Raw genomic sequence first — 22,044 nt, 5'->3', positions numbered from 1 at the left:
CATCCTTTCAAAATTTGTCCGCTGCAAAAGTCGGCGTCTTGAACTCAAACCGGTAAATAAGTGGAATTGCGCACACTTAAATTTCCTTGCTTTTTCAAGTAGAACGCTTGCTCCTTGGCTTGTTCTCCGGTCAATCCCTGCGATTCATACCGCGCAATTTGTTCAAGTATTGCTTCGTAGTCGCGCGGAATAATCTTGATCATTCGTTGGATGGATTCTTTCCAGTTCATGAGTACTTTTTTGGCTTTCGGACTGCCGGTATGATCCAAATGATTCTTAATCAACTGATAAACCTCATCCTGCTCCTGCTTATCCGTGAGCGGTTCGATATTTACCAATTCCTTATTAATTAGAGGAATCAGCTGATCACGTTCACCATCAGGAAGAACATAAGCAACACCGCCGGACATTCCAGCAGCAAAATTTCTTCCGATTGCACCAAGGACGACAACCCTGCCTCCGGTCATATATTCACAACCGTTCTCGCCGACTCCTTCGACAACAGCCTTAGCCCCGCTGTTGCGCACGCAAAAACGTCCGCCGGCGGTACCGCGCACATAAGCTTCACCGCTCGTTGCGCCAAACAAGGCAACATTTCCCATCATTGCTTGGGAATCTGAATCAACACCCTCAAGCTCTTCTGACTTAATAACTACTTTTCCTCCCGACAGTCCTTTGCCGACATAATCATTGGCATCTCCCGTCAAGATCATCGTTACACCTTTCGGAATGAATGCCGCAAAACTCTGTCCGGCACTCCCGGTAAAGGACAAAGTAATAGTGTCTTCAGGCAAGCCCTTACCTCCGGTCGAACGTGAAATGAAATAGCCAAGTGTCGATCCGACGGTTCGGTCGGAATTCTTTAATTTATAGACAAGTTGCACCGGACGCTTGTTTTCAATCGTCGGCAGACAGGTGGCAACCAAATTACGTTCGTCAAAACGGCGCTCGACGTGGTGCTCTTGAGCGCGGGCGAAGTAGCGTTTGGAAACATCGCTTTCTGCCTGATAAAGCAGGTCGGAGAGATCCAATGTGCGTGCTTTCCAGTGACTGTGTACTTCTTTTTTAATTCTGAGCAAATGCGCCTGTCCAATGACTTCATTAAGCGAACGATATCCCAGTTCAGCCAATTGTTCACGAATATCCTGAGCAATAAACGTCATAAAATGAACAATGTGATCCGGATTGCCCATAAAATTCTTGCGCAATTCCGGATTTTGCGTTGCGATGCCGACAGGACATGAATCAAGGTGACACGCGCGCATCATCAGGCAACCGAGAACCACAAGCGGTGCCGTAGCGAAACCGAACTCTTCCGCACCGAGACAAGCAGCAATCAAAACATCGCGCCCCGTCATCAATTTCCCATCAGTTTCAAGACGAACACGATCACGCAAACCGTTTTTCATCAAGGTTTGATGCGCTTCGGCAAGTCCGATTTCCCATGGAAGTCCGGCATGCTTAATACTTGTTTTGGATGCTGCGCCAGTCCCGCCGTCATGTCCGCTGATCAGAATTACGTCAGCTTTCCCTTTAGCAACACCCGCAGCAATGGTACCGACTCCGCCTTTCGCAACCAATTTAACGCTGATTCTCGCCTTTGGATTACTAGACTTCAAGTCATAGATCAATTGCGCCAAATCTTCAATTGAATAGATGTCATGATGCGGCGGCGGTGAAATTAGAGCAACCCCTGTTGTTGCATGACGGGTGCGGGCGATCCAAGGATATACTTTGCCGGCAGGCAACTGTCCGCCTTCACCGGGCTTTGCACCTTGTGCCATCTTAATCTGCAGTTCGTCTGCTTCAGAGAGGTAATAGCTTGTTACCCCAAAACGTGCTGATGCTACTTGTTTTATTGCGCTGCGGCGCCAGTCGCCGTTCTGATCATGCGTAAATCGATCGGCATCCTCGCCACCTTCACCACTGTTGCTTTTCCCGCCGATACGATTCATTGCAATCGCCATTGCTTCATGTGCTTCTTTGCTGATCGATCCGTAGGACATTGCACCGGTTTTAAACCGTCTCAGAATGTTTTCAACAGGTTCAACCTCTTCAAGAGAGATCGGCTTTCGATCCTTTTCAAAAGTCAGCAAGCTCCGAATGGTCGAGAACGGCGCTTTGTCTACCATTTTTTTATAGTCTTTATACAATTGATAATCGTTTGTCCGTGCTGCCTGCTGAAGCGTATGCACAATCAGCGGTTCAATTTTATGCTGTTCCCCGCCTTGGCGCCATTGCATTGTACTGCCTGGGTCCAATGGCTTCATTTCTCCTTGTAGGCATTCCTCAACAGCCTTTTTATGGCGCAACAAGGTTTCCGTCTCAATTTCTTCCAGCCCAATACCGCCGATCTGTGATACCGTGCCCTTAAAATATTTATCAATAAGAGCATTTGACAAACCAAGCGCTTCAAACGTCTGCGCTCCACGATAACTTTGAATTGACGAAATGCCTACTTTAGACATGATTTTTACGATACCGCCAACGAGTGCTTTAATGTAATTTTGCTCCGCTTTTTCCTCGGACAGATCCAAATGATTCGATTTAATTAAAGAATGAACGGTATTAAGTGCCAAATACGGATGAATGGCATCGGCTCCATAGCCAAGTAATGCGGCTACCTGATGACTGTCTCTCGGTTCGCCTGAATCAACAATCAAACTGATTTGCGGCCGTGTTCCCTGATTGATTAAATGATGATGCAACGCACTGACCGCAAGAAGAGACGGAATCGGCAAATGATTTTGATCCACATCCCGATCCGAAAGAATAATCAACGACACATCATCATGGATCATTTCGTCCACATGCAGAATCAGCTGATCCACTGCTTTGGAAAGTCCGAATTTGCCCTCTTCGGCAAGATAAGTCAGTGCGACCGTACGCGTTTTTAATTCTTGGTGTTGAAGATCCTGAAATGCCTTTCGATCAAGGATTGGGTGCTTCAACCGAATTTGCGATGTCACATGCTTGCTTGGTTCAAGTAAGCTGATTTGCGGGCCAAGCCATGTTATTTTCGACATCACCCGTGCCTCTCGAATGGCATCGATCGGCGGATTTGTTACTTGTGAGAACCACTGCTTAAAGTAATCAAATAACAATTGCGACTTATTGGACAAGACCGCGAGCGGTGTGTCATTGCCCATCGAACCGGTTGGTTCCTTTCCTTGTTCCGCCATAGGCTGAATGGCTTTCGTTGCGTCTTCATAGGTATAGCCAAACACTTTTTGTTGAAAAAGACGCTTACTGTCGGGAAGAAGTACCCCGGTTCCATGCTGTCCGTTTAGCTTGATTACCGATTTTTTCAGAAGATCCGCGTAATGAATCGATGAACAGATTTCTTTCTTCAACTCATCGCTCGGTACAATACGCCCTTTTTCGGTATCGATGAGCAGCAGCTGGCCCGGTTTCAGATGACAGCGTTCTCGAATGTTTTCTGGTTTCAGATCGGCGACACCTACTTCAGACGAGAATACAACTTTATCGTCATTCGTGATGTAATAGCGTGCCGGTCTGAGGCCGTTGCGATCGAGAATTGCTCCAATTTGTTTTCCATTACAGAATCCAAGTGCCATAGGACCGTCCCATGGTTCCATCGTTCTGCTATGAAATTCATAGAAGTCACGCAGATAATCAGGGAGTCCGTTATCTCCCTCCCAAGGCTCAGGTACCATCATCATTACCGCATGTGGAAGTGAAAAACCATGATAGGTTAAAAATTCGAGTACATTATCAAAAATAGCCGAATCACTGCCCTCAGGATCAATAATCTGAGGAAGTTTTCCGTCATTTAAACGTTTCGCTTTGGCATTAAACCAGCTCATATTGCCGCGAATTGTATTGATTTCTCCATTGTGTACAATCATCCGGTTTGGGTGGGCTCGTTCCCAGCTTGGGAAGGTATTTGTGCTGTACCGTGAATGGACTAAGGCAAGCGCTGAAACAAAGCGTTCATCCTGCAAGTCTGTATAAAAAGCCGAAACCTCTTTTGCCCGAAGCATACCTTTATAAACAAGAGTTTGGCTTGAGAGGCTGGCAACATATATTTCATCATTAAGTTTTGCTTCAATGGCTTTTCTAAGCAAATACAATTTCGAATCCAGTACCGGCCCTGCGTCTTGATTCGCCGTGCCGATAAACATTTGGTACATATATGGCGCCTTGCTTCTTGCCAAACGGCTGATTTCGTTTTCGTCGATTGGAACATCGCGCTCGCCGTATATTCTTAGATTTCGTGCAGCAATGCAGGCTTTAATTTTGCCGATTGCAACCAATCGGCTCGAACGATCCTGGGGCATAAAAAACATGCCGACACCATAATGTCCTACAGGGGGAAGCTCAAAGTCGCATACTTCCTGAAAATAACGGTCGGGAATTTGAACCAAAATTCCGGCTCCGTCGCCTGTTTTTCCATCGGCAGCCTTACCGGCTCTGTGATCGAGCCTTGCCAGCATCTCCAGCGCAGTCTTGACAATCTCATTAGACGCACGCCCTTTAATATCCGCGTACATACCGATTCCGCATGCATCATGTTCAAATTCCGGGCGGTAAAGTCCTTCCGGTTTCTCTCTCGTCTGAACTTTGCTCATCATAAACCTCATCCTTCCTTCTGTTCGCAATCACGCATCATATCTGTGTGAGTTTTCTGAAAACGTATTTTTTATCTCTTTATTAGGCCAAAAGTATGGTGATTTAATTTTACTCTTTCAATATCAATCTTTACAATATATAATTTAGAATAAATCAATCTCAATTTTAGATGAATGGTGTGCGAATAATGGAATTAAGGCAGATTCAATATTTTATAGAAGCGGCAACAAGGGAACATATAACACAAGCATCTGAAGCTTTGCATGTCGCGCAATCCGCGATCAGCCGTCAGATTGCGCTGCTTGAGGACGAACTCGGCGTTGCTCTTTTTTCGCGCAAAGGGCGCAACATTCAACTTACGCAAGCAGGAAAAATATTTCTGCAACATGCGGAACGGGGATTAATTGAATTTGAAAAAGCTCAAAAAAAGATTAAAGAATACCTTAATCCTGAAACGGGATTGATCCGACTTGGAATTTCAACAAGTTTGTCGGTACACACCTTGCCTATTGTTTTGCAAAAATTTCATGACATACACCCAGGCATTGATTTCCAGCTCCATCAGGGCACGGTCCCCTACCTAATTAAATTGATTGAACAGGGCAGCATCGATCTTGCCTTTGCTTCGCCGGTTCCGAAGCACCATGACGTTGTACGCAGCAGCATCCTTTATACGGAGCGAATGGTTCTTCTCATGTCGAAACAGCATAAAAAAGCCGGACATGGATCAATTCCGCTGAGCCAACTCAAAAACGAACGATTTATCACATTTCGCAGCAAGCTTTCCCTTCAAGAATTATTCCGTGATGCGTGCAGACAGGCCGGATTTACTCCGAATATCGTTTTTGAAGGTGAGGACATGGACACAATTAAGAGCCTAGTCTCATCCAATTTCGGTATTGCCTTAATGCCTGAAAATGCTGCCGCATATAATCTTCCGGACGACGTCACTGTTCTTGCACTCAGCACTCCGAAAATATCGCGTTCCGTTGGCGTGATACGGCCGCGCGATCGTGATCTCGCTCCTTCCGAGCAGCTTTTTTCATCCTTTATTGACGACTTTTATGAACGATTGCATCGTTTCGGGCAATAAAGTGCCGCGTCTGAAGTAAACAAGACGCGGCGCTCTGATGTATTATTATTCAGTTCCGGTTTCTTTTTCAGATTGACGAATCAATTCGTCATGACGGCGACGTGAATCCTCTCCAACTTGTTCATCAGCATGATAAGATGAACGGGCCAGAGGTCCCGCTTCACAGTGTCTGAAACCTTTTGCAAGTGCGATTTCCTTAAGCTCATCGAATTCTTCCGGTGTATAGTAACGGATGACATCCAGATGCTTTCGAGTCGGCTGCAAATATTGGCCGATCACCATGATATCCACATGATTCGCAAGCAAATCATCCATTGCCTCAAGAATCTCTTCTTTAGTTTCACCAAGACCGACCATAATACTTGATTTTACAGGTGTATTTGGGCTCAGTTCCTTTACCCGTTTCAAAACCGCGAGTGAGCGATCGTAGGTGGCGATTGCACGAACACGTTTCGTAAGTCTTCGAACCGTTTCAATATTATGATCGAAAATATCCGGTTTTGCATCCATGAGCGTCAGAATACTTTCATCATCGCCTTTCATGTCTGAAGGCAATACTTCAATGGTGCAATAGGGTGCCTTTCTTCGGATCGCACGAATAGTTTCTGCGAAAACAAATGCACCGCCATCCTTGAGATCGTCTCGGGCCACTGCGGTCACAACGACATGACGCAGACGCATCTTGCATACTGAATCTGCGACACGTTCCGGTTCGCGGAGATCCAGTTCTGTCGGTCTGCCGGTTTTGACCGCACAAAAACGGCATCCTCTCGTACATACGTCACCTAGAATCATAAATGTCGCAGTCCGGCGGGTTGCCCAGCATTCATGAATATTTGGGCATTTTGCTTCCTCACAAACCGTGTGCAAGCTCTCTTCCCTCATCAGATGTTTAATACCGCGATAGTCCTGATTCGTATTGATTCGTATCTTGAGCCAATCAGGTTTTCTCAAATAGGATCCGTGCTTTTCCACTGTTATTCCCCCTCGCGTTTTTCAATGACCGCTTTGCGCTTACCTGGATTTATTCCATTGGTCTGTTTCATACTTTTGTTCTGCCAGTGCCAAGACGTTTCGCTCATCGTCTTCAGTCAGTATCAGTGGCTGAAGCTTGATATCCAATCCTTCTTCAAAACCGTGATGGAAGGCCTCTTTGACTTCCTCTAAGTCAACGCTTCGCCCCAGTAGATCTTCCAGTGCAACCGCCTTACCGGAAAAGGCCCGTTTTGCCCGCTCCTTCAGCTTGGCGTTTGCATAATAAAAACAATCAAAGAGTTCGTCTTCATTAACTGAGATCGGAATTGATCCATGCTGAAGGATCATTCCCTTCTGCCTTGTCTGTGCGCTTCCTGCAGCCTTCCGTCCTTCAACGACCAGTTCATACCAGGATGCTTCCTCAAAGCACACTGGTGAATGGGCACTGCCCGGCTTTTTTTCGGGGATAGCAAGATCCGCACTTAATCCCATCGCTCTGAATCCTTCGAGCAATCCTTTGGACAAAACCCTGTAAGCCCCGACAACTGAGTGCGGCATGTCCGGATCATTTTCAGGAATAATGACACTATAAGTGAGTTCATTATGGTGGAGTACAGCGCGCCCACCAGTCAAGCGACGTACGCATTCAATGTGATGTGCCTTTGTTCCTTCCCAATCAATTTTTCCATCAGTCTTTTGAAAGTAGCCAATGGAGAGCCCCGGAGGATTCCAGCCATAGAAACGAAGGACTGGCTGCTTCCTGCCCTTTGCGCCGCATTCAAGCAGATATTCATCAAGTGCCATGTTATACGCCGGTGAATTGACGCCTGAATCAATAAAATACCACTCTTTCTCTTTCATTTGCAATCCCGCCTTTACTTTCTGGCTCCAACACATCATTCCCGTGTTATTTAAAACACTCAATAATTAGAACTCATCGTTAAATCTGTGTACACAGAAAATGTTAGCGCTAACAATATTATGAACCTTACAAGTATAGTTTCATCACCATCTGTGCCATAATGTTATACAGCGCTCAATTAACTTCTCTGTTTATCATAACAAGAATTCAATAAAATTGCATGTGCCTATCCATCTCGTCAGCTGATTATCAGGAATTGAAGTATCTTCTTAATGATCGCTATGATACACTTATAGGATAGTAATTTTATGCAAATGCAAGCATTCAATGGTCTAAATCATTAAATCTATGGCCAGTTGTTTCTATATAATATAGAATTTTGATTTCAGTTTTTATTTTTGGCTTTGTTGCAGGATTTTGTTGTTCGTACTATATTATTGACCTATTCGTGAAAAGCCTAATTTGCTCTTCACATCTTTCAGCTTGCTGAAAAATGTGCCGATTTGATGGCTCGAAGTATGAAAGCTTTTCCCCATCGTTCATCAACCCGGTGGTAAATGAGCCAATAAACAATATGATTGTTTAACATCACCAACTTTTTAAGGAGATCTTACTGGATGGATCGATTTCTTCAAATGACTTTTATTCCTCATATTGAGAATTCATGGAACTTTTTTATTTGGTTTACTGACATGAATGGTGAAGTCCTGCCCTTTCCGAACCGCTCCGCAGACAACGCGGAGATTCCGGAATGGCTGAGCGAAGCATCCTCATATCCTTTTTTCCCTTATAAAGCGAAGTTTATTGATGGTAAGAGCGACGCTGACGTTGACGGCGCTATTATGCCGATGGCCGGTGTCTTTCGTTTGATCCATGACGGGGTTATTCGGGAAGATCAAAAGGGCATTTTACCCGGACTCACTGTACAATGGTTTCGCCAAATATCAGAAACTATAGATAGTCTATTAGAAAATGGACTTTTTTATCCCTTTTTCTATCATCTGAAGCGTGGAAAAGATGAGCAATGCTATTTCTGTCAATGGATACCCGATGCCCGCGTTCTCACTGATAGCGGGTTGTTTGCCGATTGGCTGAGCCGGTTGCCGCGCCTCGCATTCTCAATAGATGAGCTGCAGGATCAGAAGGTGCAGCAATGGGTTTACCTAATTGTCATCTATTGGTTGAACGCCATGATTCGTTCCAATCAAAAGACAGATTTAAGCAATCAGCTGATTGAGCTTGAGAATAGTGATCACGATTCATTTCTGAATCAACTCAAAAGCGGCAGTCCTCTTACTGGAACAGACAAACCATGGATGATCCTTCATGACCAGCAACAGATCGAACAAATGGATCAGTTAGAATTTGAACTTGCAGGATGGGTCCGCCCTGTTGCGTCTGAGCAGTCAGGTTCATGGGAGCAGGCACTGTTGAACTATAAACGTGAACAAACTGAAGCCTATTTTGTTCCGGAAACAGCGAAAATAATCCTTAAGCCTGCGAATGCAGACAATTTGTTTTCTGCGTCATCCATTTGGGACTACACAATCAAAATTTCCGGCTGGCAAAATGGCAGACTTGCAGAGCGTTCACCTGAAGAGACTGCCGGTCCGGTCTCGCTCACCCAAGAAAATTGGCTGTCCCAATGTTTCGATCGGATAAAAGGGCAAATACCGGAATCAATCGTTTCGTTGTTCAAGGGCGTCGCTGACGGCTGCATCTCAATACATGAGCTCTCAGAACTCTATCAATACGAACATATCCTTGCAGACGCCTCGATCCTTGTCGTCTTTCCGGAAAATGTCGCGATTCAAGATGCTCCGTCAGTAACTGTTGATTTGGATATTCATCAGAAAAAAAATGGAAATGAAGCGTCACTGTTCAGCTTAGATTCGCTGATCACTTATGATTGGCGTATTGCAATTGGAGATATTCAATTAAGTACCGATGAATTCAGGCAGCTTGTCCGCGCCAATCAACCGTTTATCTATCAAGGAAATCAGTGGATCCATTTGCCTGTTAATCAAATGATGAAGGCTTACGAAGAAATGGAAGATGCGCTCAGCCTATTTGATAAGAAGCCGAGTGTTTCTGCAGCGATGAAAATTGAGGCAACCCGCCGCCGTAAACGAAACGGCCGAATCAATATTCATCTTGATTCGGAAATCGGCAATTATCTGAGCCAATTATTAAAAAAGCCTGCCCGCAGCGTTCAGCTGCCCGATGCATTTGTCGGCAGTCTGCGTTCCTACCAGAAACGAGGCTATACATGGCTCGTTAATTTGCGCCGCCAACATGTCGGAGGATGTCTTGCCGATGATATGGGACTGGGTAAAACGGTTCAAGCAATCGCCTATTTGGATTATATCAAGCAGCATCCCGAAGATTCACTTTCTGATTCCGCCCTTCCAAAGGGACCTGCTCTGATTATTTGTCCGACCTCGCTCGTTGCGAACTGGAAGCATGAATGCGCGACATTTTCGCCTCAGCTTGATCTGTATATTCATCACGGTACGGATCGGTTGCGCGGAAAATCGTTCCACGCGCGCCTTCGCGCATGCGATGTCGTCGTGACCAGTTATGCAATATACACAAAAGAAGCCAGCGAAATGCTGGGCTACAATTGGAGCTGTGTCATTCTTGATGAAGCGCAGGCGATCAAAAATCCGCACGCTCAAAAAACGCGTGCATTACGCCCGATTCAGACCGCACATCGTCTTGTATTGACGGGTACGCCTATTGAAAATCGTCTTGAAGAACTTTGGTCGATTATGGATTTCTTGAATCCGGGCTATCTCGGATCACTTGAACGTTTCCGAACTCAGTTTATTCATCCGATTGAGAAGAAAAACAACCGATCTAAAGGACGTCAGCTCACCCAAATGATTCGTCCTTTTCTCCTTCGACGTGAAAAAACAGATAAAAAGATTATTCGTGATCTGCCGGAAAAGGTTGAAGCAAAAAGGATCTGCAACTTGACAAAAAATCAAGCATCACTTTACCAATCCATAGTCAACAGATTGAAAAAGAACGTCGCGGAGACAGGCGGAATCCAGAGAAAAGGCCTGATTTTGTCGACGCTGACCAAACTGAAGCAGGTATGCGACCATCCTTCATTAGTCAGCGATCCGTCTGCAACCAGCGACCAGACGTCCGGTAAACTTGATTTATTGTTTCAAATACTTGATCCACTTTTTGAACAGGATGAGAAGGTTCTTCTTTTTACTCAATATGTAAAAATGGGGAAACTACTGCTTGAAGAAGTACAGCAAAAATATCCGGATGCTCAGGTTTTCTTCCTTCACGGTTCCTTAAGTGCCGAACAGCGCCAGAAAATGATCGATAATTTTCAGAATCCCGATCATAAGAAGACACTTTTTATCCTTTCACTCAAGGCTGGCGGAGTAGGAATTAATTTGACAGAAGCAGGATATGTGATCCACTATGATCGTTGGTGGAATCCGGCTGTTGAAGAACAGGCTACCGACAGAGCCTACCGGATTGGTCAAGAACGCAATGTCTATGTCTATAAACTAATTTGTGAAGGAACGCTTGAAGAACGAATTGATCAGTTGATCGAGCGAAAGAAGAGCTTGCAAAAACAGATTCTCAGCGGCGGGGAGTCCTGGCTGACTGAAATGAGCGATCAGGAACTGTTAAATCTGATTCAATTACATGAAGGAGTGGTGTAATCATGGCACGCAGACTTACGTTTCGTAATGCCAGACTGGCCGGATGGCTGGCTGATTATGCAGCAAGAGCACAGCAAAGCGCATTCGAACGCGGTCTGATGTTGTATGACAAGCATCGGGTATGGGATTATCATGCGTCGGATCAAGGATTGCACGCAAGTGTTGAAGATGTTCACAGCACTTTTTTTCAGGTCAATATTCACTGGAATAGCAAACAATCTAAGACGCCACTTCCCCCAAAAATCAGCACAATGACTGCCGATTGCGGCTGCACCTCAACCGCTCCCTTTTGCGAACACATAACGGCGGCCATTATTTATTGGGTCATACGCCTTGATAAAACAAATGAAGTCGATAAGGCTGAATCTGCGGTCGACCAGGGAGACAGTCCTGCCTACCGTGCGCTCGTTGCGCGTTTAAAGAAACGAGTGGCAAAGGAAACGCCAAGCTATAAGCATTTCGACACAAGCAAACTAATCATGCGTCCGGATCTTCAAAACAACGCCGAGGAAATTGTTAAAACGGTTATGGCCCAAGCGGCAAAAAAAAGAAAATAAGTACATCGATCAGCAGCCGGATCTGATCACACGTGCCAAAGCTTTGTAGTTCTCCTGCTGCTTATTCTTTAAGGACATAAGAGCATCAATATCTTGTTCAATGACTGTTCTGGACATTGCTGTCATTCCATAAGGGAGCAGTTCACAAATCAATGCATCAACTTGTTTCGCGGATGCATCAGCCGTCGCGGTGTAGGTTAAGTCTCTGTTGTCAATGATTGTACCTCTGTACTTTGAGATCAAATGGTTAACATGGCAAAACTCTTTTTCCGATAGGAGCGGCAAACATATTGTCACCAGCTCTCTCTCACCAATCTGCGGACCGTTTTGTACCCATTCATGAGCAATGCCTGATGCTTTTGTCTCCGCAAATTCGTAAGTCACAGCCTTTTCCTCTCCGTGACGCGTCACGGAGACGTTTTTTGCGCGTGATCTCTTGCCTCCCAACACATTCGAGAGACAGTCATACAGCTGTTTCTGATCCATTAATTCAACGTTCATGCTCTGTTTCATTCGTTCAGACACCCATTTCGTATATGCATCGCACAGATTTGAAGTTCAATAACTATTAACTCTGAAACAAAAAACCTTTCCGCCCCGCACAAATAAATGTGCAGGGGCGAAAAGGTTTGGCTTTTCACGTTCCACCCAGCTTCCCGATGTTTTCACAAACACCGGCTTAGCAACTGTAAACTCAATCTTGAGATCAGTCATTTTTGTAACAAGTGACCGGCACTCGTTCTGTCCTACTCTCTTCAGACAGACATTCAAGGGCGGTATGTTCATGTGCCGGTTACCGGGTTTTCACCATTCCCGATTCTCTGAAAACCATTTCCCACATGACAAGTCCCCATCATCACTTTAATTCATTAAACTATTGACGATTGGCATTTATACTAACGTATTTTTCACGGATGGTCAACCCCCATAGCTTCATTCTCATCTGATTTACATGATAATCTTTTTTTCGCTGCTCAAGAGAATTAAATCTATTCAAAACACCATGGCGTTTTCTCTTTCCACTCATACGCATTTGTCAAGAAAAATTGTCTTGTTGTTGCTCAATCTTCGGGTTATAATGCAAGATACATAACGTCGTTCGTTATTTGACTGAAAAATAGAAAAGTGCGGACAGTTGCGTTAACATACTGCCTGCGCCTTAATCTGTGATCACGTATACTTTTAGTAGCGTGTGCATACGAGGAGTGGTGAGAATTGAAGAAGGTGTCCATAGGCTTGCTTGGTTTCGGAACGGTCGGAACTGGCGTCGTCAGGCTGCTTACAAAAGACAGAGAACGACTTGAGGAACGTACCGGTTGTGAAATCCACCTGGAAAAAGTGCTCGTCCGCAACAAAAACAGACCGAGAAAAGTACTCATTGATAACCGAAATTTAACCACAGATGTCTATGAAATTCTTGACAATCCCGAAATAAATGTAATTATTGAATTGATCGGCGGCGTGGATCAAGCGTATCGTTATATTCTGCGAGCGCTTAAAAATAAGAAAAACGTAATCACTGCCAATAAAGACCTCATGGCTTCCTACGGCGAAGAATTACTTTTAGAAGCAAGAACCAATCATTGCGATCTCTATTACGAAGCGAGTGTTGCCGGCGGAATTCCTATTCTCAGGACACTTACCGACAGTCTGGCAGCTGATCGGATTCAGAAAATGATCGGTATTGTGAATGGAACGACCAACTATATTTTGAGCAAGATGAGTGGCGAAGGCTTGTCGTATGAAAAAGCACTCGCTTCTGCCCAAAAGTTGGGGTTTGCCGAAGCCGATCCTACATCGGATGTCGAGGGACTTGATGCCGCGCGAAAAATGGTCATTTTAAGTCATCTTGCCTATTCTATTCCTGTGAAACTGGACGATGTAAAAATTAAGGGTATCACTGATGTGACGCGTGAAGATATCGTTTTTGCTAAGAAGCTTGGATACACGATCAAACTGGTTGGCATCTCGGAGGTCAACAATGGCGACATTGATGTACGCGTCGAACCGACACTGCTTCCTAACGGCCATCCGCTCGCTTCGGTGGAAAATGAAAACAACGCCATCTATGTTTATAGTTCTGCATTAGGAGAAACCATGTATTATGGTGCAGGCGCCGGAGAAGGCCCGACTGCGGTATCCGTCGTTTCCGACCTTCTCTCAGTTGTCCGCAATATCTCGCTTGGCGTAACCGGCAATCATATTTTTCTACCAAAAAAAGAATTGCATGCCCGCAAGGATAATCTTGTCGAGAGCCAGTTCTTTGTTCGGATGCATATGAAGGATGAACCCGGCTCATTCTCAAAACTGACCGATCTCTTTAGGGAGCAGCAGATTAACCTCGGAAAACTATATCAGGAACCGATTCCGGGACGCGATGTTGCCGAAGTTGCCATTGTCACTCACGTCACGAACAAAGTACTTTTTGAAAAATCATTTGAAATGCTGAAACAGTTGGATGCCATTGTGAATGCTAAATACTTCCGTGTTGAAAGGGGCTAAAATCATGGCTTGGAAAGGTTTAATGGAACAATATAAGGATGTCTTGCCGGTTACGGATAAAACACCGCGATTGACGCTGCTTGAAGGAAACACACCGCTCATTCCCCTTGAAAAGCTGTCTGAAAAATTAGGCTGCGAGATTTATGGAAAATTCGAAGGTCTGAATCCAACAGGTAGTTTTAAAGACCGCGGCATGTTTCTCGCCGTTGCTAAGGCAAAGGAAAGCGGAAGCACAGGTGTAATCTGCGCTTCCACCGGCAACACGTCAGCATCGGCAGCTGCTTACAGCGCACGTGCAGGTATGGATTGCATCATCGTCATTCCGAAAGGAAAAATTGCATTGGGCAAATTAGCTCAGTCCGTCATGTACGGAGCAAAGATCTTTGAAGTCAACGGAAACTTTGACCAAGCTTTGGATATTGTTCGCTATACAGGAGCACATTCAGATTTTACCATTGTCAACTCAATCAATCCGTTCAGACTTGAAGGACAGAAAACAGGTGCTTACGAAATCGTTGATCAGCTCGGCAGCGCGCCGGACGTGCTTTGTATCCCCGTCGGCAACGCCGGAAATATCTCTGCCTATTGGAAAGGGTTCAAAGAACTCCGCGACAACAAGCAGATCGCTCCGCCGGAAATTCACGGATTCGAGGCAGAAGGATCCGCGGCCATTGTCAAAAATAAAGTTATTGAAAATCCCGAAACGATTGCTACCGCGATTCGAATCGGCAACCCCGCCAGCTGGAAGCTTGCGGTCGCTGCTGAAAAGGAATCAGGCGGAGAAATTGATTCCGTAACCGATGAAGAAATTATTGCTGCTTACAAGCTGATCGCTCGAACAGAAGGCGTCTTTGCTGAACCTGCTTCCTGCGCATCCGTTGCGGGCCTGATGAAACATGTGGCTGCAGGCAAAATCAAAAAAGGTTCGAAGATCGTGTGTATTCTGACTGGAAACGGTCTGAAGGATCCAACCACAGCAATGGATACGTTGACGATTGAACCGACAATTATCGGTGCCGAAGCTTCTGCTGTTGTCGATCATCTTCAACAGGTGACCAAATGAGCAAGCCGCTGGCATTTCAAATAAAAGTGCCGGGAAGCACGGCTAATCTTGGGCCAGGATTCGATTCTATTGGTTTGGCAGTCGGCCGTTATCTGCGTTTAGAAGCAGTCAAAGCAGACTCATGGTCCTTCCACTATGTGAATCAGCCTGCATTTCGCCCTGCTCTTGAAAACAATCTGATTTATGTTACAGCCAGGAAAATTGCCGATGAACATGGGAAAACACTGCCTGCCTACTCTGTGGATGTGTTTAACGATATTCCGCTCTCACGCGGTCTGGGCAGCAGCGGATCCGCCATTATTGCAGGTATTGAACTTGCCAATGTTCTGCTCGATCTTAATCTCTCCCTGGAGGATAAATCATGGATGGCTTGCCGTACCGAAGGCCATCCTGATAATGTCACGGCTTCGCTCTACGGAGGACTGGTTATCTCTACACAATCGAAAACGAGGGTAACAAGTGTACGGTTGCCCGCACCGAAATTTGATTTGGTGACAACCATTCCCAACTTTGAACTAAAGACAAGTGAAGCGCGCAAAGCCTTGCCTACAACAATGCCCTTCAAGCAAGCCATTGAAGCAAGCAGTATTGGCAATGTGCTCGTCGCGGCTCTGCTGAGTGAGGACGGCGTGTCTGCGGGCAAAATGATGGAGAGCGACAAATTTCACCAGCCGTACCGCGCAAAGCTGATCCCTGATATGGATGAGATCACTCACATAGCGCGTGAAAATGGAGCATTTGGTACCTTTTTAAGCGGTGCAGGTCCAACAGTCATGTCACTGGTCAGCAAGGATAAAAGTGCGAATTTGTGCAGTCTCCTGCAAAAGCGTTTCAAAGACTACGAATGTATCGTGCTGGAGCCGGTGAACGTTGGTGTGCAAACACGCATCGCATCCGCCAAATAATTTCCAAGTATAGGCATCTGACACTCAGTTTTCTTTTTAATAGAAACCTCCTGATCTGCTCAAACTAAGAGCAAATGAGGAGGTTTTTTGATGAAAGTTAAGATTGCCTGGGGCTTTATATTTTTATTTGCCGCAATTCTTGGCGGTTTATATATTTTATTTCTTGTCCTGCGTTCCCAATGATCGATAATCAAATGTCGTCTATTGTTTGCAGCGCCAACTCTGTAATCGTTTGCAATACAATTCAGAATCATCCCTGTAAAAGCGCATCCTGCTCGTGATTGTCAATTAACTGCAGCTTTTGGCGTTGCTCCATGACACTCACAAAAAGCGCGTCAATTAAAGTCACCTGGGCGGCACGTGCCACATAGGATTCTGATCTGAAATCAGTCGGAACAGAAACTGTGTGCAGTGAGACATCCATCAGTTCCGCAAGCAGCGATTTCATAAATCCTGTGATCCCAATCGCCGGACAGCGTTTCTGCTTCACCGTTTTAGCAACTTGAACTAGATGCTTATCTGAAGCCGAGTATGAAATAAATACCGAGGCATCACGCTCAGTCAATTGTGAAGCCGACAGCATTTGAAACTCACCATCACTCGGCGCGTAGGTCATGATTCCCGCGCGTACAAACTTTCGATGTGCTTCCTGAGCAATCAAGGCAGAACCACTGCTTCCGAAAAATGCAATGCGCTCTGAGTGTGCCAAAATAGAAACAGCTTTTTTAAAACCTTCGCTATTTAAAATCTGATACGTGTTTTCCAATGTGCGGATGTTGTCTTGAAACACTTGTTCCGCTAGACTTAAGACATCGTCTTCACTTGTCTTCGTCGTTTCTCCAAAGCGTTTATTTCGCGCAATGTCAGAAGCAAGTACTATTTTCATTTCTTGAAATCCTTTAAAATCTAATCGGCGGCAGAAACGAAAAACAGTTGCATCCGCCACCTTGATCCTCGCGGAGACTTGGTTAATACTGCTGTGAATTGTTTCCTTCGGATTATTTAAAATATAATCAGCAATTCTGCGTTCTTTTTCACTCAAGTGCGGATAGGCTGACTGAATACGAACAATACATTGACTCTCTGCCATTCATAGTCCCTCCTTCATTTATAATTCCATTGTACATCAAACGCTTACATTTGAAAATAATTTTCTGCAAACGTTTTCTATTTTTGCTTTTTGTTCAATTTTCACGTGTATTCATGCAAATTTTTAATAAAATGACGCATGACACTATTCTAGTCATCAAGTCATTTATCTTATTTTACCGCCTATTTTTCAGCTGTTAACTCTATTGACATTCTCTTTACATTTATACTTTTCCATGATTAAATGTAATGGATAAAGAGACCCCAGTATCTGCCGCATTTAAAATTTCTTGAAAATGAGACCGGACATACCTAGGTGGCAAAAGCCCTGTGTCCGAATAATGTGGTAGGAGAAATAATTCAAACTGGAACAGAAGGAGTGATCACAATGTTTAAAAAAACACTTGAAAATTTAAGAGCTTATGATCCCGGCCCATCCGTGGATGAAATAAAAGACATGTACGGCTTGAAGCGCATGATAAAGTTAGACTCCAATGAAAATGTATACGGTGCATCGCCAAATGTACGTAATGCAATCATAGATGATGCTCTGCTTCCTGAGCTTTATCCGGACTGCCAGAATTCTGATCTGAGGCGTGAACTTTCGCGACGATTAGGTATCAGGGAGGATCGTTTTCTCTTTGGCGCTGGTTTGGATGAAATTATTGTTTTAATCAGTCGCGCATTTCTTGAACCGGGCACAAGCATGGTCATGGCCTGGCCGACTTTTTATGAATATTATTGTCATGCTCAAATTGAAGGTGCAGCAACAAAGAAAATACCTTGTGACCAAAATGGAAAACATGACTGGAAAGCGATGCTTGAGGCTATCGATGAAACAACTAAGGTCGTTTGGATTTGCAATCCGAACAATCCGACTGGGACCTATTTAACGAAAACCGAACTGGATCAATTTGTTCAAGCAGTCCCTGAAAATGTGCTAATTGTCATTGACGAAGCTTATATTGATTTTGTTACAGCAAAGGATTTTCCAAATGGATTAAACTACCTTGAGAGCAAGGAAAATGTCCTTGTGCTCCGGACGTTCTCCAAATCGTATGGACTTGCCTCTTTCCGAATCGGTTATGCCATTGGAAGTCTGCCCGTCATTGAAGAAATTGGAAAGGTCCGTCCCCCTTTCAACAACCCGAGATTGAGTCAAGTTGCCGCTCTTGCCGGTCTCAAGGATGATACGTTTAAAGAAGCATGTGTGCTCAAAAATCGCGAGGTCCTTTCAATGACCACTGCTTTTCTTGATAAAAAGGGCATTTCCTACTTTGATACTCAAGCAAATTTCATTTACATTAAAGTTGCCGAGCCGAAACAGGTGGCGTTGTATTGCAAACAAAAAGGATTCTTAATAAACCCCTTTCAAGATGGCGTGCGAGTCACCATTGGCACCATGGAAGATATGAAACTCTTTCTTCAGATTCTTGAACAGGCGATTCTCGAAACTTCGGCGGAACCGAGTAAATAATTAGGTCTTCCGATATTTCTGAAGAAATCAAAATATTTTTCTTTACAAACAATCAGATAGCTGTTACAATTTGGACACAATAAGTTAAGCATTTAAATCATGACAATTGTGATGATGGAGACAGCATTGATTGCGGGATTTGTTCACAGAGAGCCGGTATTACGCTGGAAGCCGGTACAATTCACAATTAGTTGAGCACTCCGAAACAGATCGGCAGAAAATTGCTGTTGTGAAATCATGTGCAGCAATGTGTATGCGGGTCCGGCTTAAAGCCGTTATCGATTCAATGAAGACCGACATTTATATTTTATTGTCGGTAAATGAGGGTGGCACCACGAATATCAACGTCCCTCGCAGCATGAAACCATGCTGCGAGGGACGTTTTTATTTTTTCAGGGAGCAAAAGCCGCTTCCGCAAATCAAAGAGAAACAGGAAGGATGAGTTCATTGTTTTTAGATCAGACGTATTTGTTTACACCCGGCCCGACCCCTATTCCAAATCAAGTCAATGCCGCAATGGCACGCCCGATGATCGGGCATCGGAGTCCAGATTTTTCCGTACTGATTGAAGATGTCGCAACACGGCTCCAGCCTGTTTTCGGAACTAAGCATCCTGTCATGATTTTAACCAGCAGCGGTACATCGGCACTTGAGGCAGCAGTTGTGAATACAATTCACGAAGGCGACCACGCAGTCGTGATCGTTGCCGGATCGTTCGGCGACCGCCTGGCTTCGATTGCGGAAAATTATGGAGCAACCGTTCACCGCTTAAATATCGAGTGGGGCAAATCTTGTTCTCCTGAACAGCTTGAGGCATTTATCGATACCCTTGAAGGAACACCCATTAAGGCGGTGTTTGGAACATTCAATGAAACCTCAACCGGGGTTCTGAATCCGATCCACGCACTTGGAAAAGTTGTCAAAGAAAAAACCGATGCTCTATTTATCGTAGACGGTGTCAGCTGCATCGGCGCCGTCCCTGTTGACATGGAGAGCGATCATATTGATATTCTCGTCACCAGTTCACAAAAAGCACTGATGCTTCCTCCGGGTCTTGCATTTGCCGCATTCAGCGATCGAGGATTGAAAGCAATTCGCGAATGTCCGGAAAAGCGTTTTTATCTCGACCTGAAACGCTACGTCGACACTTATGAAAAACAAAAATCAACGCCGTTTACTCCGGCTGTCTCACTCATTCAGGGTGCGCAGGCTGTTTGCGACATGATCGAAGAAGAAGGCTGGGAAAACGTGATCAAGCGTCATGTGCTCCTGCGCGATATGATGCGAGCCGGGCTCCGTGAACTGGGGCTGCCGCTGCTGACAACCGAAGAAGACGCTTCGCCAACCGTTACAGCCGTTAAGCCGGAAGGTATCGCTGCTCCGGATATTCAAAAAGCATTGAAAAAAGATTTCTCAATTACTATTGCCGGCGGTCAAAAAGATCTTAAAGGAAAAATATTCCGTATCGGACATATGGGTTATTGCACGCCATTCGATATTCTTAAAGTATTGAGCGCACTCGAATTGACACTTGCAAAATTCGGACAGGCGCCTCGTTTCGGCGCAGCAGTTAAAAAGGCTGAGGAGGTCTACGCAAAAAATGTATAAGGTTATTGTTACCGATCCAATCAGCGAGAGCGGTTTGAAAGCTTTAACAAGCAATCAAGAATTTCAAGTTGATCAACACACCGGCCTTGAACCGACAGTTCTCACAGAAATGATTAAGGATTACGACGCACTGATCGTGCGCAGTCAAACACAAGTAACTCGCGACATTATACAAGCTGCGGACCGGCTGAAGGTGATCGCCCGCGCCGGTGTCGGCGTCGATAATATTGACATTGAGGCAGCTACTGAAAAAGGCATTATTGTCATTAACGCGCCGGCCGGCAATACGATCGCTGCAACGGAACACACGATGGCAATGATGTTGTCACTCGCCCGCAGCATTCCTCAGGCATACGGTTCGCTTACCTCCGGAAAATGGGAACGCAAACTTTTCAAAGGCGTCGAGCTCTATCAAAAGACCTTAGGCATTGTCGGCATGGGCAGAATCGGCACCGAAGTTGCCAAACGGGCGAAAGGTTTCCAAATGAACATTCTCGGCTATGATCCGTTTCTAACCGAAGATCGTGCGAAGAAATTGGGAATTATTAAAGCAAGCTTGGATGAAATTGCGGAACAAGCCGATTTCATCACGGTTCATACCCCGTTGACTGCTGAAACACGCGGATTAATCAACGCAGACTATTTTGCCAAAACCAAAAAGGGCGTTCGTATCATTAATTGTGCGCGTGGCGGCATTATTGATGAGCAAGCACTTGTCGACGCTGTAAACAGCGGTCAAGTCGCCGGAGCAGCGATTGACGTATTCGAACACGAACCCCCTGAAAACACCGGACTGACTCAGAATCCGCACATTATTGTTACACCGCATCTCGGTGCATCAACTGCCGAAGCACAGGAAAAGGTTGCTGAATCGGTCAGTGAAGAAATTGTCGGTATCTTTACATCGGGAAGTGTGCAGCACGCCATTAACCTGCCGCATATTTCGGCATCGGTACAGCAGAAGATCCGTCCATATCTCACATTAAGCGAACAAATGGCCGAATTTTTAATGCAAGTCTTCAAAAAAGCACCGAAAAAAATAAATATTAATTATTATGGTGAACTCTTTTTAGAAGACACAGGGCTGCTCACACGGCAAATGATTAAGGCACTGCTTTCCTATTACTTGGATTCTTCGATCAATATCGTAAACGTCATGCAAGTACTTAAGGCACACAGTCTCTCATACAGTGTACAAAAAAATGCAGCTCATAAAGGATTCACCAATTTTATCGAACTGGAAATCGTGAATGGCGACGACAAAGCGACGATTGCCTGCACCTATTTAACCGGGTTTGGCGGCCGTATTGTTTCAATTAACGGCTATCGCCTTGATATGGAACCAGAAAAATACTTGCTCTATATTGATCACATGGACGTTCCCGGCATGATCGGAAACGTCGGATCAATTCTTGGAAAAGGCAGCATCAACATTGGCAGTATGTACGTCGGACGCCAAACAATCGGCGGTAAAGCGGTCATGGTCCTCACTGTTGACAAACCTGTACCGGACAGCGTTCGTGATGAATTACTCAGTATTGAAGATCTTAATGATGTTCAGTTTGTTGAAATCAACATCCCGGAAGATGAAAATTAATCATAGCCAAAGTAAAGCAGCCGCCAATTCC

General features: G+C 45.0%; 14 protein-coding genes. 9 read left to right on the top strand and 5 right to left on the bottom strand.

Going from position 1 to position 22,044, the window contains the following annotated elements; translation table 11 throughout:
• Positions 1–44: 44 nt before the first annotated feature.
• The gene (gltB, locus tag NOM01_RS05000; RefSeq protein ID WP_370645930.1) at positions 45–4,592 is read right to left on the bottom strand and encodes a glutamate synthase large subunit; all 4,548 of its coding nucleotides are present in this window, start codon (positions 4,590–4,592) and stop codon (positions 45–47) included.
• A 188-nt stretch (positions 4,593–4,780) separates the two neighbouring features.
• Between gltB and gltC the strand changes: the two genes are divergently transcribed.
• Complete coding sequence (gene gltC, locus NOM01_RS04995; RefSeq protein WP_255746906.1) at positions 4,781–5,686, top strand: glutamate biosynthesis transcriptional regulator GltC; 906 nt, start codon at positions 4,781–4,783, stop codon at positions 5,684–5,686.
• Positions 5,687–5,731: 45 nt separating this feature from the next.
• Here the strand turns inward: gltC and lipA are convergent, their stop codons facing one another.
• Positions 5,732–6,661 (bottom strand): lipoyl synthase, encoded by a 930-nt coding sequence (gene lipA / locus NOM01_RS04990; protein ID WP_255746905.1) that lies wholly within the window; start codon positions 6,659–6,661, stop codon positions 5,732–5,734.
• Positions 6,662–6,700: 39 nt separating this feature from the next.
• On the bottom strand, positions 6,701–7,522 hold the full coding sequence (locus tag NOM01_RS04985) for a lipoate--protein ligase family protein (protein ID WP_255746904.1): 822 nt from the start codon (positions 7,520–7,522) through the stop codon (positions 6,701–6,703).
• A 618-nt stretch (positions 7,523–8,140) separates the two neighbouring features.
• On the opposite strand from NOM01_RS04985, the gene NOM01_RS04980 reads away from it, so the two are divergent.
• Positions 8,141–11,215 carry a DEAD/DEAH box helicase gene (locus NOM01_RS04980; protein ID WP_255746902.1) on the top strand — a complete coding sequence of 1,025 codons (3,075 nt, stop codon included), beginning with the start codon at positions 8,141–8,143 and terminating at the stop codon, positions 11,213–11,215.
• 2 nt (positions 11,216–11,217) lie between these two features.
• Positions 11,218–11,772 (top strand): hypothetical protein, encoded by a 555-nt coding sequence (locus NOM01_RS04975; protein WP_255746900.1) that lies wholly within the window; start codon positions 11,218–11,220, stop codon positions 11,770–11,772.
• A 9-nt stretch (positions 11,773–11,781) separates the two neighbouring features.
• On the opposite strand, the gene NOM01_RS04970 is transcribed toward NOM01_RS04975, so the two are convergent.
• The gene (locus NOM01_RS04970; RefSeq protein ID WP_255746898.1) at positions 11,782–12,285 is read right to left on the bottom strand and encodes a hypothetical protein; all 504 of its coding nucleotides are present in this window, start codon (positions 12,283–12,285) and stop codon (positions 11,782–11,784) included.
• 702 nt (positions 12,286–12,987) lie between these two features.
• On the opposite strand from NOM01_RS04970, the gene NOM01_RS04965 reads away from it, so the two are divergent.
• From NOM01_RS04965 to thrB, 3 genes are read left to right on the top strand one after another with little or no spacing between them, the layout of a single operon-like run.
• A complete protein-coding gene (locus NOM01_RS04965; RefSeq protein WP_304654774.1) occupies positions 12,988–14,274 on the top strand; it encodes a homoserine dehydrogenase in 1,287 nt (428 codons plus the stop codon).
• A gap of 4 nt (positions 14,275–14,278) precedes the next feature.
• A complete protein-coding gene (gene thrC, locus NOM01_RS04960; RefSeq protein ID WP_255746896.1) occupies positions 14,279–15,337 on the top strand; it encodes a threonine synthase in 1,059 nt (352 codons plus the stop codon).
• Positions 15,334–16,242 carry a homoserine kinase gene (thrB, locus tag NOM01_RS04955; protein ID WP_255746895.1) on the top strand — a complete coding sequence of 303 codons (909 nt, stop codon included), beginning with the start codon at positions 15,334–15,336 and terminating at the stop codon, positions 16,240–16,242. The genes thrC and thrB overlap by 4 nt, the downstream gene beginning before the upstream one ends.
• Positions 16,243–16,492: 250 nt before the next feature.
• On the opposite strand, the gene NOM01_RS04950 is transcribed toward thrB, so the two are convergent.
• Positions 16,493–17,332, bottom strand: a complete 840-nt coding sequence (locus NOM01_RS04950) for a MurR/RpiR family transcriptional regulator (RefSeq protein ID WP_255746894.1) — start codon at positions 17,330–17,332, stop codon at positions 16,493–16,495.
• Positions 17,333–17,719: 387 nt separating this feature from the next.
• On the opposite strand from NOM01_RS04950, the gene hisC reads away from it, so the two are divergent.
• From hisC to serA, 3 genes are all read left to right on the top strand, one after another.
• A complete protein-coding gene (gene hisC, locus NOM01_RS04945) occupies positions 17,720–18,808 on the top strand; it encodes a histidinol-phosphate transaminase (RefSeq protein WP_255746893.1) in 1,089 nt (362 codons plus the stop codon).
• Between the two features lie 438 nt (positions 18,809–19,246).
• Positions 19,247–20,416 (top strand): pyridoxal-phosphate-dependent aminotransferase family protein, encoded by a 1,170-nt coding sequence (locus NOM01_RS04940; protein ID WP_255746892.1) that lies wholly within the window; start codon positions 19,247–19,249, stop codon positions 20,414–20,416.
• Positions 20,409–22,013, top strand: coding sequence for a phosphoglycerate dehydrogenase (serA, locus tag NOM01_RS04935; RefSeq protein ID WP_255746891.1), 1,605 nt, complete (start codon positions 20,409–20,411; stop codon positions 22,011–22,013). The genes NOM01_RS04940 and serA overlap by 8 nt, the downstream gene beginning before the upstream one ends.
• Positions 22,014–22,044: the final 31 nt, after the last annotated feature.

Origin of the sequence: Sporolactobacillus sp. STSJ-5 (assembly GCF_024385605.1) — a bacterium.
Taxonomy (GTDB): domain Bacteria; phylum Bacillota; class Bacilli; order Bacillales; family Sporolactobacillaceae; genus Sporolactobacillus.
This window is presented reverse-complemented; position numbering and strand designations above follow the sequence as displayed.

Excerpts from the sequence above, each read along its gene's own strand:
- gltC (WP_255746906.1), top strand. The coding sequence starts at position 4,781 with ATGGAATTAAGGCAGATTCAATATTTTATAGAAGCGGCAACAAGGGAA.
- serA (WP_255746891.1), top strand. The coding sequence starts at position 20,409 with ATGTATAAGGTTATTGTTACCGATCCAATCAGCGAGAGCGGTTTGAAA.
- NOM01_RS04970 (WP_255746898.1), bottom strand. The coding sequence starts at position 12,285 with ATGAAACAGAGCATGAACGTTGAATTAATGGATCAGAAACAGCTGTAT.
- NOM01_RS04975 (WP_255746900.1), top strand. The coding sequence starts at position 11,218 with ATGGCACGCAGACTTACGTTTCGTAATGCCAGACTGGCCGGATGGCTG.
- NOM01_RS04950 (WP_255746894.1), bottom strand. The coding sequence starts at position 17,332 with ATGGCAGAGAGTCAATGTATTGTTCGTATTCAGTCAGCCTATCCGCAC.
- NOM01_RS04940 (WP_255746892.1), top strand. The coding sequence starts at position 19,247 with ATGAGTTCATTGTTTTTAGATCAGACGTATTTGTTTACACCCGGCCCG.
- NOM01_RS04980 (WP_255746902.1), top strand. The coding sequence starts at position 8,141 with ATGGATCGATTTCTTCAAATGACTTTTATTCCTCATATTGAGAATTCA.
- thrB (WP_255746895.1), top strand. The coding sequence starts at position 15,334 with ATGAGCAAGCCGCTGGCATTTCAAATAAAAGTGCCGGGAAGCACGGCT.
- gltB (WP_370645930.1), bottom strand. The coding sequence starts at position 4,592 with ATGAGCAAAGTTCAGACGAGAGAGAAACCGGAAGGACTTTACCGCCCG.
- hisC (WP_255746893.1), top strand. The coding sequence starts at position 17,720 with ATGTTTAAAAAAACACTTGAAAATTTAAGAGCTTATGATCCCGGCCCA.
- thrC (WP_255746896.1), top strand. The coding sequence starts at position 14,279 with ATGGCTTGGAAAGGTTTAATGGAACAATATAAGGATGTCTTGCCGGTT.
- NOM01_RS04985 (WP_255746904.1), bottom strand. The coding sequence starts at position 7,522 with ATGAAAGAGAAAGAGTGGTATTTTATTGATTCAGGCGTCAATTCACCG.